Here is a 13,632-nt window from a genome sequence, read left to right on the forward strand (position 1 = left end):
CTCACGTCCGTTCGTCACAAAGTGCGCCGGCCGGGATTTGAACCCGGGCCATGAGCTTGGAAGGCTCGTGAATGTACCACACCCGAAATCGCCCATCTACCGGAAATAATATCCGGAATCGTCCACCGGCAAATCCTATACCCACATCTACACCAACCGACTGTAATAAAGTATCGGTCTACCCCACCCGAAGACCGCTTAGAAATCCTCGCGTAATCACACCCGAAAAACAGTACTTCATCACCATCTTTTATAAGCTCACGATGTGGTTTCTTTATATAATTCTCACACCACGACTCCTCATCTTTCTCGAACACCAAAGCAAGAGCGATCGTCCACAGGCTTCCAAGAATCGTCAACAAAATTCATTCAGCACAGGCAGATTCTCTTTCAGTTATATGGTTTCCAACATCTATAATGAAATCGGGTAAAGTTCGGGAAGGAGGATCAGCAATGGTATTTCTTAATGATGTATGGGTCTTAACCGAGGTGGGATCCGGCAACGACCCAGCAACTGTTCTGGCAAGTGATTGAGGGTCAATATTTGTGATATTTGCTTGGCGCCATCGAAAGCTCCTCACTTCTTCCTTCAAACGTCCAATGTAACCTATAGGCTCATCAGGAGCTTTCACATTCCCGTTATGTGCGCGGTCGTGGCAGTGCCTACACATCGTAACTAGATTCAATTTATCATGGCTTCCGCCACGGCTTCGTGGAACAATATGGTGAACCTCTAAAGAAACACCTCTCATATCCTCGTGTCTCTCGCAGTGTCGGCACATATAGTCATCCCTGCGGAGAACCTCCCTCCGCCGCTTCGACCAGTCGCTTGGGAGGGGTCTTGACATATATCAAGATAGTACGGATTATATATGATAACAGTTTCCCCTTGCTGAGTATGCGCGTTGTATTTTGCACGGCTACCGGAACACTTCCTTGAACAGGCAAAACCCTAGTGGCGAATACGCACTCTTCAGCAACCGGCTGTTTCAGACAAGGATATGTCTGAAGAAGAGGATATCAACAGAGGCAAACATCTGTACCAGATATTTTATTAGATTCTGGTTCGGTTTCAGCGGAATTCTTTAACCCACCCAATATCATCGGATCGCTCCTCGAAGCCTTCGGTCTCCAAAATGTGTTTCATGGCTGGGTGAATGACGTTGCTCGTTATAACTTCGGACGCACCGTAGCTCCGACTCAGGCTGATGAATTTATTGAGGGCAGCTCGTGCAATCCCGTTCCCCTCCCACGGCGGTTCGACTAAGAGATAGTTGATCTCTCCTGGCTTCCCTTCTATGGCTCCTACACAGCTTTCCTGAAGACGAATATCGTATCCCAGAACCGCCTCTGTGAGAAGTATATCATTCTGATCAACTTGATCGAGATCTTCGGTAGCAGCCATAATCTGTATATGATTATAGCACTCCCATAAATATAAATTTTATTATATAAAGAATTAACGACCGATCTTTGTCTTTAGATCTATGGCTCAAATGGATTTTTCTAGGCATACAAGATTTGTCTAACTCGTATTCATCTGAACCATGTCCTTTGAGACGACTATGCGTTATCCACCGAAAAATCATATATTTGTTATAAACGACATATGCCACTACTAGTGATCTCTATTCAGCGAGAAGAGTAATATCGATAGATAGTCAGATACGGTTCCCAAAACAACGGCGAAAACCCGAGATCGTGTTTTACGTGTGACCATCCATTGTCATCTTTGTGGATAGAACCTTAGACGGGGTTTGAACGCGAGAATTGTCCAAGTTTTCTAGTTGGTACTAATAGTACGTTAATCGAAAAATGTGAATGCCGCCCGTAGACCTACTTCTTACGGCGCGACAATCGCTGGCGTCGCTTCTTCCCGGATCCCCTTCCCGGAGTCCCGCGTAGTCTCCCACCGGCAGGAGAGGCACGTATCTCGTGGGAATGAGACGCTGAACCACGGCCTTTTCCGAGGTCGCTTGTATCGGGGCCGATACTCGGTTGTGAGGGTTGTGTCTGTTCGGTGCGGTCGATAAGCCGGGCCTCGAAGTGAGAGCCTTGATCGACCAGACGCACGTCGTATTCAACACCAACCTCGCCGGCAGGGACGTGTATGGTCTTACCAGCGTGCTGCTGCTGAGCGATGGCGTTACCGCTGTTGCTAACGCGGTCAACCGTTATCGTCTGTGGTTGGACTTGTGCCATCCGTTCACAAACAACACGAGAATGCTATATAATTGTATGGAAAGCCTACATTTTCGTTGAAAGTGGAGATGGATAGCGGAGAGAGACCGCAGGAGACGGCCCATAGATTGTTACTCATTTGTTCTCAACCTCTACGTAAATAATGAATATCGCAATACAAACCGCCGCGGAGGGTAAACAAGAACTCTCATTCTGGCCAGCGATCACTTCTGGCTATATTTACTCACTCAACGGTGGATGGATGTGGTTGGTTGCGTGTATCCTTCTATGCTTGTTTGGTGCACCAATGTTTATTCTAATTCGAAATGCGCGGAAAGCAGTAAAACAATCGAAGAGTCGTGATAAAATTAGGAAGAGAGTTGAGCGGGATAACCGAAGGAACAACGAAAGAAACCAATGGTTGATTCTTCTGGATGTTGTCTTCGAACAATTTCCAGACCACAGTCGAATGCGAGTCTATGTGCTTTTCAGCTGTTTGTTGACAGTAGTCGCAGCAGTAGTGATTTTCATCTGTCTTGTAGCGAGAGTGATCAGAGGAGACGTTAACGACTTGGTCGGGATCGGATTGTTTGCTCTCCCGATTATGTATATTGGAATTCTAATCACAAGGATCTCATGGAGGGATAATTCTGTTTGACTATTCCGTGTGATCGTCCATAGTCGTCTCACACTCGTGGATCGAACCTTAGAGTCGGGTTATATGAGTGAAGATCTCTAATTGATTATTTTCACGATCTCATTATCGAATGCTCTGTTAGAACGAGTGTGCCTACCTAACGACTGTTAGCAAGCAAAATGTCTGTCTAATTGGATTTCAACAGTGTCAAAATCCTATTTGGGAACAAATTCATTTAGGTGTATTTTAATGTGGTATTCATGGATCTACAAGCCCTCAAGGTGGAGAACTTCAGATCGATAGAGGACTCTGGGTGGGTTTCAATCGACGATCTCACGTGCTTCATTGGGAAGAACGAATCTGGTAAAACAGCCTTTATGAATGCTGTTGAGCAAATCAACCCTCGATTTGGATCTCCTGATTATACTCCCTACAAAGACTACCCCCGAAATAAGTGGCCAATATATAAACGGAACCACGATGCCGAACCAGCCCTCATTGCGAGTGCTAAATTCGAGTTAGAAGATGAAGATATAGTGGAGATAGAAAGCCGTGAATACAGTGGTATCATTGGGGATACAGAAGCGATCTACAAAAGGTATCTCGATGATTCCGAGGAGTGGGAACTAGAGATTGAGGAGGCGTCTCTCGTTCAAGGCCTTGTCCCGGACAGAGGGCTGCATGATAAGACAGAAACCAAGCTATTGGGATCAGATTCGATATCGGAATTGAAAGCAAATATCCGAGAGTCAACTTCGGATGATGATGCGTTGGAAGAATTGGAGAACAAGATCTCTGGGGAGTATTTAGAGGGCCTTCAGAAGAGGATAGGGCGTAATCACTTGAAGGCGAAGGTTCCATCTTTCCATTATATAGGCGAATATTCTATTATGAATGATACTGTGAGTATAAACCAGCTAATCAAAGATAAAAACAATAATAATCTGGATGAATCTGATGAGGTCTTTATGTCTCTACTCTCTGTTGCGAACCTTGACTTGCAAGAGTTGAGGGACAATCCTGACTGGCGGAAAATAAGAACCGAACTCCAGGCAGCCTCCGGAAGAGTGACGGAAGATTTGCTAAATTACTGGACTCAAAATCAGAATCTTCGTTTCTCCTTCGATAGAAATGAAGCCAAACAGGAAGGTCCTTCAGATTATAATTCAGGAAAAATTGTGGATGTTACTGTAGAGAATAGTGATGGTGTTGAGGTTGGCTTTGATCAGCGGTCGCAAGGGTTCCGTTGGTTCTTCTCCTCATTTTGCCAGTTCCGGGATATTCGAGACTCGGATGAAGACTTGGTCCTACTATTAGATGAACCTGGCCTCCATCTACATGCTAAAGCCCAGCAGGACTTCTTGGACTTCCTAGATCAAGAATTATCAGCGGAGCATATCGTTGCCTATGCTACCCACTCTCCGTTTATGATTGACCCTCGGAATCTGAACCGATCAAAGATGGTAATGGCCGACCCAGAGGGACAGACAAACATTTCCGACGACGTTATGGCGACTGACGAAGCCACGCGCCTCCCTCTACAGAATGTATTCGAATTTGACCTTGTTGACACGCTTCTGATCCGACCGCAAACTCTTCTTGTTGAGGGAAAGTCAGATCACGCTTATCTATACGCTATTTCAAATATCTTGGAGAAACGAGGACGGACGGGCTTAGACAAGTCTTGGACAGTTATTCCGGTTGGAAGCGGAAGTAACGTCCCTACCTTTGTTTCGTTATTCGGTGCTAATGATCTTGATCTTGGTGTCTTACTGGACGGGGACTCTGGATACAACCAACGAAAAGAAGACATTACCTCTAAAGGAGTGATGAGTGATGAACATATTCGCTCCACCTCTGACTTTGTTGACCAAAACTATAGTGATATTGAGGACTTGTTCAGTGAAGACTTCTATCTTGAACTAGTCAATCAAACGTACCAAGCTGAACTTGCACAAGGTCCCCACCCAGTTGGTGAGATAGTTGCCAGCGATTTCAAAAACGAAAACCCAAGAGTCGTCAAGCGCTTGGAAAAATATTTTGAAAGGCAACATATTAACGAAGGAAACTTTGAGCACTTCGCTCCCGCAGAATATCTACAGCAGAACCTGGAGAGATTACGTGAAGAAATCGATCCGGAGTCTCTTAACAACTTTGAGGAACTGTTTGAGGATTTCAATACCTATCTGGAAGAATTCTAAGCCCCATCAAGAGTTGACGACTATGGGCTACCAAGCGGAACGACACTACAACGCTGGGACGCCCTGACTCGATCGAAACCAGTCCTTCGGACTTGCCCACGCGAGAGCTGCTCCCTCAAACAATGCCTGCGGTGGATCTTCTCGTTCGGTATCATAGAAATCTCCGAGGGGTAAATGTGCGAGCTGCGAAGCCAGATACTGCGCTCCAGCTGTATTTGGAAGCAGCCTGCTGTTCGTCTCGTCATTAATATCGTTTAGCTTGTCCGGGATTTGCTTGACAATTCGAGGTGTATGTTCAACAGTGATCGCGCCACTTGTGCCGTCAGCTCGATACCGGTGATCCTCCTCGTACGCATTCGCACAATATTTGAGATGCTTTTCCAATCCCGGCTCGAAATGCTCCGTCGTTACATCATCATCGAGATCGTCGATCCAGAGGTAGATATGCTCGTGGGGAGTTCCGGCACTCCGAGTTGGAGCTGTCACAGCTATCCACTCGAATGTGAAATCACCGAGATGGTAGTTCAACGCTTCACGAACGGATCGATGAACTCCCCCGCCGTGTAACATCTCGTTGCATTCCCAGGGAGTGAGCCAGTTGTCGGTTTCATCGAGTGGCGACAAACGTCGGGTGAGCATCGCCGTCGTGACGTTCTCGTAGTTCGTCCGAAAGTGTCGATCGGCTTCGAGAATTCGAGGATATATATGGTAGCGGTGACGCTCGTACTTCGACGTGCGTCCGACTGCATTCCACGATGCTCGCTGAGTACGTAGGTACGTTTCCCGTGCTTCCTCAACTGTCTGTGGCTCCCCACAGTCAGTCAGAGGTGCTGGAAGGCGTTCTACCTTCACCGATGGCGGAGCTAATGGGAGTTTCCGACGTGTAGCGTGGTTGGCAGTAGATGGATCTCCCGGTTCGGGTACAACTGCCGTCCTCGTTCCTGGTGGATTTCCGTTAGTTGGCCCATAGTCATCTGGGACACTCATCCGTCGGCACAGAGCATCGGTATGCCGTCAACTTCGACAGGGTCAGAGCCTCCTCTATGAAGCTGTCCGTGTTCCGTTTGTGATAGTGCATCCAGAAACGCTGGAGCATCTATTTTGAGGAGTGGTAATTGATGGTGGGACTGTGCATCGTATATCTCGTCGCCGGACTTTGCATAGAGGGTGAGTCGAGCAAGGTTGACGATCTCGCCATTCGGGTCTGTAATGAATTCCCGAGCATCTTCACGTGTCCAGTAGGTACAGTTCGTCTCGCCAGTAGATGTGTCTGATTTCATATGATAAAAAAGAGATTCAGTAATCGCCGCCGCTATTCTTGTGATTCGATATACCGTCCTGCCAATTCGTATATCACTGCACCGTATGGTATTTCATCAGTTCTGTACAACACGAGTCTTGCTTCGTCGAGCGCGTTCTTTTCTGCACGGCTAACGCTAATCGTAGTATCTCGTACCATTCTAACAATAGCAGGGACGCCCGCTCATCCCCTCCAATAGTATTAATGGTAAAGGGTTTATATACCCCCCATCGGGGTGAGAATTTCCGCTGTCTTAGGCTCTGTATCGGTTGTTTATGATTATAGTGGTCGATAGATATTTATACCCTGAATATCAGGAGTTGCCTGAGAACCACCAACATATCTGATTAGCGTTCCACAATTGAGATCATCTATACACCCAGTTTTCACGACTTTGAATTCCCTAAATTTGGCCATCAACCGACCCATATTTCCTGACCTCAGATCAGAAATTTCGCAGATGGGGTTACGTATATTACACATTATGATATACATCAATGTTCTAACCCGGTGTTTATTATTTATATACTTATACATAGGTGATAGTATAACCATATTGTTAATTTGGAGGTCCCGGAACTCCACAGACGGCTGCTATCGCGTTTTCCAACCGAAACGTCCCTACCTACTCGTACGATGGGAAGATTAATTCACACTTGCATCAGATGGTTTAGAATAGCTTTGAGATCGGTGGCTGTTCTCCAGCTTTGATAGTACGATCTCCCCGGCATACATATAGTATATACATACGGTTCATTTGTGATCTTCAGATAGGTTTACATCGGAGTGATTCACTTCATAGAGTGGGTTTTGTTACCTGTTCTTTGGTAATACCTTACTCTGTGGACTAATTAGAGTGTTTTAACACATAGAGGGGAGGGTAAAACTATTCTTTTTACACTATCATATTGTTGTGGTCATACAGTAGTATATATATTATAGTAATGATGGGGGGTAGTGGATGGTATGACCGAGAGAAGTGAACCAAGATCTCACGCTTCTCCATTCATGATCTAAAAATATAAGAAATATATAATACCTACCTATCTTATATTTGTGTGTGTGTTTCACCACGACGAGCGACAAGATCGTTTACTGTCACCTACGCCAGTCCAGAAGCATATTCCACTCCCGTCTATGAATTTATCCACCCAATGAACTCGAGTCAACCGTAGTAACGATCGAGAATGACTAGGCGCGTAAGTGTGTGTGCGCGAACACACCGTTCACACGCTCACTAGCTCGTGCATCTGCGTATGCGCCGCCCGAACGACTATTTCCGAATTTTCACGTATAGACTTCGTACGTGAGAGTTCGGAAACCCTCGGCTACTCCATACGCCCGAACTCGGCGAATTTCTCAAGCTGTACATTTGACCAGTGATACGCGTTCCCGCGCCCGCCGCGACGTGACGTTACGTATCCTTCCTCTTCCAGCTCCTGCATCAACTTCCCCACTTGACGAGGCTGAATCGAAACGCCCTCCGCGATCTCCTTGTTTGTCCACTCTCCATCAGGCCACTTGTCGGATTCACGGAGTGTCAAGACGATCTCCTGCATTCCCTTGGACCACGTCTTGATGGTTACCTCTTCGTGAGGATTGATCCATCGAGGGAGACGAGATGTGTGTACGTATACGATCGCACCTTTTTCTCCACCGCTTGCTGTTCGACCGAATCGCATTACTGCTTGAAGAACTTCCTTTCCTACAACGTCCGCAAACAGTGCGTTCCCAAGTGGACCGAAGTCTAAGCGATTTCCCTTCGTTACGTTTCCATCGCTGTCTTCCTTCCGTGATACGGCATCACCATTGAGAGCGCCCCATCGTTCGACTGCTTCATCCTCAGGGGGATGTGGACTTCCGATAACCGCACCAAGTCGTGTTTCAGCGAACTCGTTACTCCCTTTGAGGTTTCCATAGTGTTCCGCCCGCTCTATGTGTTTATCCACTCCGAAGGAGACATACTGTTCCTTCGCCTGTTTTGACGTAATTACTGCTGGCTTCTGTCCCTCTTGTTCGTGGATATTCTCCAGAAGAGCGCCATCCGATCTGTGGTTAACGTGTGCGCCACTCTGGTAGGGTTTTGTCCCTGCATTGGTTTGGACGATCTGAAGGCTGAGAACGTCACGAAGGTATGTGCGCTTCTCCTGATTTGATTCCAGTACCTCCTCGTGATATACCCAATCCCCACCGAGTATGAGCCGCCATTTTGTGATCGTGGGTGTACCGTCGAGGGCAACTACGCTTTCGGCCGCATAGAGCGGGGGTGGAATGAGGACTGTCCACTCGTCATCGGGACTTTTGGTTGCGACACGTCCTGCATCAAGTTCTGCAACCTCCCATTCGTTATCTAGTAACTCGAACTCAAGGCCGGCGTGTGCCAAAAGGGGTGCGTGAGCGTGGAAACCCCGACTTTGCTGTGACTCTCGCCGAGTGTCTCGGTGAGCGTAGCTGCTCATATCATCCTTCCAAGCATCAATGGCATCCTGATACTCCGGTTTGAATCGACGACGAGTCAGCTGCTTCCAGTTCTCGAAGGGGAGATCGTCGTCGATTTGGAGATAGTTCGTAATTGCTCGCGTTGCTTCATTGTGTGTCGGCTCGAAGAAGTATGCGTCACCAGGAAACTCGTCGTAAGCGACGTATCTATCTTCGATGTAGTTCTCGTTGTGTGCTTGGAGGTAGTGACCGATTAGTACATCATACTCGTCGGGGTCGAAATCACGCTGTTCCATATAGGAACATCGGCCATTCACTTGGCAGGGAAGGAGCTTCCCGAAGTGCATCTTCGAATTCTCGTGAATATCTGCTCCCGAAATCCCGGTGGCGTATACCGATTGTATCTCCCCCTCTATGGGGTAGTCCCCGCCCATCGTCTCACACTCTCGATGAAACGCCGGTAGAATCCGATACGTCAACCCACGCTCGGAACACCACTTCTTGTACTGACCGTAGAGTTCGTGGCGGGAAGTGAACAAAGTGAGTTGATTCCCCGTCGCCTCTGCCCACTCGACGACACCGTAGCTCTTTCCCATCGCAGGGAGTGCTTCGACGAGAGACGTTCCGCGTTGTTCGAACGCCTTGTGTATCGTTTCATAGAGGCGGTTTCGAGCCTCAGATAGCGAGAGTGGTTCGCTGCTCGCCTCGAATAAATTTCTCAGCGTAATATCGATAGAAGTGAGCGGGATTGGTTAAATCGTGTCGAAGCTCCGATGGTGAAATAAGTCAGTAAATCTCCGTCGATACAACCTTTTTACCGTGTGGCTGTCTCGGGTTTGTTATGTCCGATACGTCTGCGATTCTTGACGCCCTCCACGAGGTTTCCTCCCGACTGGATGGGAATATGACCGAGAAAGACGTTGAAAATGCCTTTCTCAACGAGAACTTCTATACCCATCTCGGATATCAGGGAACGGGATATGACCTTCGTAGTGAGTGGACGCTTCCCGACGATCGACGTCCCGACTACGTAACTCTGGACAACAACGAGTCTGTCACGGCCGTCTATGAGTTCAAAACGACGGGACGCGATCTTACTCCCCACGAAGATCAACTATTTCACTACGTAGACGAACTGAAGGCCGATTATGGCGTTCTCACCAACGGCGACGAACTCCGCCTCTACCGCCGTGACGGACACACTCACCTCCTCACCGTCTCCCTCGAAGACGCAACTGAGAGTGACGCCGCCGATCTCGAAGCCGCCCTCCAAAAGCCCGAGTGGGACATAACCGATCCCGAGAGCGTCACAGCCTTCCTCGACCGCCTCGATGAAGTGGAACTCGACGGGCAACTCGGACAGGAACACTTCTTCGAGACGTTCCGTTTGGAGGAGGACAGTCCCTTTGCCAATCTCGTGACGGCGATGATGGACTTGCTCGAAGAACTCCGTGACGAACAGGAAGCGAAATTCGTGAAGGGGGCCTACGACTTTTGGGAGGCCAGCTACGCAAGCGAACCCGACGAGACGCCCGACTCGTGGGAACCGTTTATCGGAGGGAAGCAATCACTTCGGGACTTTATGTTCTGTCTGGAGTCCGGCCACGCGCTCCTCGCTCGTCTCCTCTTGGCGAAGGCCACCGACGATCACGACTTCTTCCCGAACAGCAAGGGGCTTCGTCGATACTTCGATGAACTCGGCGGCTTCAGCGGGAACATCGAACTGGATGCCTATCCCGTCGCGGCGAACGGGATGATCGAAGATATGCGGAATCAGCTCGTCCAGAGTCTGTTTGAGGACGACATCTTCATCTGGTGGACCGACGGCTACGGCGAACAGACCGCGAGCCAACACGACAGCCCGTACACCCGTTTCCGCGACGTAGCCAAAGATGGAAGTGAGGTGAGCCGTGTGAGTCCCGCCACCCGCGAGCGGTTCAGTCGCGCTATCGCTCACGTCTCCTTCGCTGTCCTCAAGTTCGACTTCGCGGAGATCGAGGGCGACCCGCTCGGGGATCTCTATCAGCGGTACTTCGATCCGGAGACACGGAAGGCCCTCGGGGAGTTCTACACGCCACAGCCGGTCATCGACTACATCATGGATGGTGTGGACTACAACGTCGGCGTTTCACAGGAGCGCCTTATCGACCCGTCCTGCGGCTCCGGGACCTTCCTCGTGGAAGCCGTGAACCGCTATCTCGACGACGTGCGGCGGTACAACGACGATCCCGATTGGTCGGAACACCTCACGGAACTGTGTACGACGCCGCACATCGTCGGTCTTGACATTCACCCGTTCGCAGTGTTAATGGCACAGATTCGCTTTATGGTCGCCATCCTCCCCGAGTACCGGGAGGCAAAACGCGAGACGGAGAGTTTCACCATACGTCGGCTTCCGATCTTCCGAACTGACTCGCTACGGAACGAGCGTGAATTGACGGGAATAGATCTCGGCGACGACGAGCAGACGCAGATGACGCTCGACTCGATCACGGAGGACAGTCAGGACGTGAAGATCCCAGTTCCCCTTCCCATCGAGGTCAATGAGGGTGAGGTGGCCGACTCCGAACTCGAAGACGGCTTCCTCGTTCAGCGTGTCCGGATGCCGAAGTACGACACCGCGAAGATGAACGCCGGCGTTCGGAACTTCGGGGAATATTACGCAGCCCTACAGGGCGTCCTCGATGTGGTGAAATTCCACATGCAGGAGAGTTGGTGGGAGTATGGCGGTGGCCTCGAACAAGGAATCCACCGCTACACGACCCGAGAGTACGACGGCGTCGAGGAATTCTTCGAGCCGTATGTCAACGACATTCTCGCGACGGTTCGCTACCTTCGAGAGGATCACGGTGACGGACGGCTGTTCAAGATGTTCGAGGACAGCGTTCTCGCGCTCGTCGTGAAGAACTATATGGAGTACCAGTACGTCGTTGGGAATCCTCCCTACGTCCGTATTCAGAACCTTCCCGATCAACAGAAAGCGATCCTCGACGAACTGTACGACTCCACCACAGGTAACTACGATCTCTACTGTCCGTTCTATGAGCGGGGAATTGACTGGCTCGAAGAAGGGACGGGGAGACTCGGATATATTACACCGAACCAGTTCATGGTGACTGACTACGGGGACGGGCTTCGTCGTGTCCTTCGAGAAGAAACCGCCCTCGATGAAGTGTACGACTTCCGGGATTCAGGCGTGTTTAAGGACGCGACGAACTACCCGGCTATCGTAATTGCGGAAGACGAACCGGACGAAGACGCTCGTGAGAAGAATCAGATTCGGTGTGTCCGGGTGAAGGCGAACGTCGAAGAAGACACAGGAAGAGCGTTGGACGAGGAGATCGTCGCCGCTGTGCGCGATCACCGTGGAGAACCGGGGTATTCGGACGAGTTCATCGACGTGTTCGACTTCCCACAAATGGAACTTGGTGACGGCTACTGGTCGATGATGCCACCGGAAGAACTGGAGGTGTTTCGGAAGCTTGAGCGCAAAAGCGATAGCAGGCTGGATGAGATAACAGATTCTGTTTTTGCGGGTACTCAGACGAGTGCCAACAAAGTGTACGTCGTCACTCCGGTGAATGCAGGCCGGATGGAACCTGATGAAGGTGGCGACACGGTTCGAGTCGTTCCATCAGGGGAAGACCGTGAGTACGAGATTGAGACAGATCTTCTTTCTCCTTGGCTTGATGGTAAAGACATTCAGAGATGGGAAGCGGATTGGTCGGGTCAGCATGTAATTCTCCCGTACAAAATAGAGGAGAATGAGGATGGAGAGCTAACATCCGACCTCTACACAGAAAGCCATCTAAAAAAGAATCTACCACTCTCGTGGGAGTATTTCGAGGAACATCGAGAAACGCTTGAAGGACGAGAGGGAGGGAAAATGAACGGTCGTGATGACTGGTATGGCTTCATCTATCCGAAAAGCCACGATCGCTTTGAGCGACCGAAAGCTATCGGAGCACACATATCGGAAAATTCGCGATTTATGGTGGACTCTGTCGGAGTCTGGTATTTCAAAACCGCCTACGGAATCCAACTATTACCCGAAATTGACGAACTTACCGAAGTTGTCACCGCTCAAATGAACTCGAAGGCTCTCGATTTCTATTTCAAGCATATTACGACTGTTAAGGCTGGAGGATTCTACGAGTACCGGGCGCAATATCTGGAACAATTACCCACCATTACAGAGGGAGATGCGTCTTCGTTCGATACGATTCAGTCACGGGCAGACAAAATCGTGGCTACTCTCGATATAGACAATAAGACGGGACGCTTCCCTGAAGCCTATCTCGGAGACTTCGACGGCGACCTCGGGTACATCGACTATGAGTGGCAGACCCGACGCTACCCGGTTGACGCCGACATTCAGCAGAAAACCGATGGACGCTTCGCGGTTACTGCTGGCCGCTCCGACGAGATTACCGACCCGCTAATGGATCGCGGCGACCAAGAGGAGCGAAAGCTCCGAGCGAAGTACGTTCACACCGCTGTAGATGGGCGGAATATGAAGAAGGGAGAACAACAGACGATCCCGATCCCACGTTCTCGGGACGGCGTGGAACAACTCATAGAGGTGCTGGAAGCCGACCGGAAAACAGTCGAAGAAACAAGCATCGAAGACCTCGAAGCGGAGATCGACGAGACGGTGTACAACCTGTTCGACCTCACCGATGAGGAGCGGGAGGTTATCGAGGACTACCTCGAAGTGTTCTGACTACACTCCAGTCAAAGTACTCGGTACTGTGGGCTGTATTTCTCCATTCAGCCTCCTTTCCGTCAGCAGATATAGCCAAACAGCTGAACGCGGGATTTCAAACGGCCCATTTTGTTTTGGACGTCCGTTTAACCCTAACTACGAAATACAA

7 protein-coding genes and 1 tRNA gene are annotated in these 13,632 nt (G+C 49.5%); 2 read left to right on the forward strand and 6 right to left on the reverse strand.

The window, feature by feature from the left end; all coding sequences use genetic code 11:
- Positions 1–22: 22 nt before the first annotated feature.
- From ACFQE9_RS14905 to ACFQE9_RS14915, 3 genes are all read right to left on the reverse strand, one after another.
- Positions 23–84, reverse strand: a tRNA-Leu gene (locus ACFQE9_RS14905).
- Positions 85–365: 281 nt separating this feature from the next.
- Positions 366–848: an HNH endonuclease gene (locus ACFQE9_RS14910; RefSeq protein ID WP_379746498.1), complete on the reverse strand. Its 483-nt coding sequence runs from the start codon at positions 846–848 to the stop codon at positions 366–368.
- Between the two features lie 224 nt (positions 849–1,072).
- On the reverse strand, positions 1,073–1,405 hold the full coding sequence (locus ACFQE9_RS14915; RefSeq protein WP_379746501.1) for a GNAT family N-acetyltransferase: 333 nt from the start codon (positions 1,403–1,405) through the stop codon (positions 1,073–1,075).
- 1,673 nt (positions 1,406–3,078) lie between these two features.
- On the opposite strand from ACFQE9_RS14915, the gene ACFQE9_RS14920 reads away from it, so the two are divergent.
- Positions 3,079–5,019 carry an AAA family ATPase gene (locus ACFQE9_RS14920; protein ID WP_379746504.1) on the forward strand — a complete coding sequence of 647 codons (1,941 nt, stop codon included), beginning with the start codon at positions 3,079–3,081 and terminating at the stop codon, positions 5,017–5,019.
- 45 nt (positions 5,020–5,064) lie between these two features.
- Here ACFQE9_RS14920 and ACFQE9_RS14925 read toward each other — a convergent pair whose 3' ends face one another.
- The 3 genes from ACFQE9_RS14925 to ACFQE9_RS14935 all read right to left on the reverse strand — a co-directional run bounded on the left by ACFQE9_RS14925 (position 5,065) and on the right by ACFQE9_RS14935 (position 9,192).
- A complete protein-coding gene (locus ACFQE9_RS14925; protein ID WP_379746507.1) occupies positions 5,065–6,006 on the reverse strand; it encodes a hypothetical protein in 942 nt (313 codons plus the stop codon).
- Positions 6,003–6,299, reverse strand: coding sequence for a hypothetical protein (locus ACFQE9_RS14930; protein WP_379746510.1), 297 nt, complete (start codon positions 6,297–6,299; stop codon positions 6,003–6,005). Before ACFQE9_RS14930 ends, ACFQE9_RS14925 begins: the two co-directional genes overlap by 4 nt.
- Before the next feature lie 1,348 nt (positions 6,300–7,647).
- Entirely contained in the window at positions 7,648–9,192 is a 1,545-nt protein-coding gene (locus tag ACFQE9_RS14935; protein ID WP_379746513.1) for a hypothetical protein, read from the reverse strand.
- Positions 9,193–9,599: 407 nt separating this feature from the next.
- Between ACFQE9_RS14935 and ACFQE9_RS14940 the strand changes: the two genes are divergently transcribed.
- Positions 9,600–13,481: an Eco57I restriction-modification methylase domain-containing protein gene (locus ACFQE9_RS14940; protein ID WP_379746516.1), complete on the forward strand. Its 3,882-nt coding sequence runs from the start codon at positions 9,600–9,602 to the stop codon at positions 13,479–13,481.
- Positions 13,482–13,632: the final 151 nt, after the last annotated feature.

This window comes from Halopenitus salinus (assembly GCF_042662125.1).
In the GTDB taxonomy this organism is placed as follows: domain Archaea; phylum Halobacteriota; class Halobacteria; order Halobacteriales; family Haloferacaceae; genus Halopenitus; species Halopenitus salinus.

Excerpts from the sequence above, each read along its gene's own strand:
- ACFQE9_RS14910 (WP_379746498.1), bottom strand. The coding sequence starts at position 848 with ATGTCAAGACCCCTCCCAAGCGACTGGTCGAAGCGGCGGAGGGAGGTT.
- ACFQE9_RS14915 (WP_379746501.1), bottom strand. The coding sequence starts at position 1,405 with ATGGCTGCTACCGAAGATCTCGATCAAGTTGATCAGAATGATATACTT.
- ACFQE9_RS14920 (WP_379746504.1), top strand. The coding sequence starts at position 3,079 with ATGGATCTACAAGCCCTCAAGGTGGAGAACTTCAGATCGATAGAGGAC.
- ACFQE9_RS14925 (WP_379746507.1), bottom strand. The coding sequence starts at position 6,006 with ATGAGTGTCCCAGATGACTATGGGCCAACTAACGGAAATCCACCAGGA.
- ACFQE9_RS14930 (WP_379746510.1), bottom strand. The coding sequence starts at position 6,299 with ATGAAATCAGACACATCTACTGGCGAGACGAACTGTACCTACTGGACA.
- ACFQE9_RS14935 (WP_379746513.1), bottom strand. The coding sequence starts at position 9,192 with ATGGGCGGGGACTACCCCATAGAGGGGGAGATACAATCGGTATACGCC.
- ACFQE9_RS14940 (WP_379746516.1), top strand. The coding sequence starts at position 9,600 with ATGTCCGATACGTCTGCGATTCTTGACGCCCTCCACGAGGTTTCCTCC.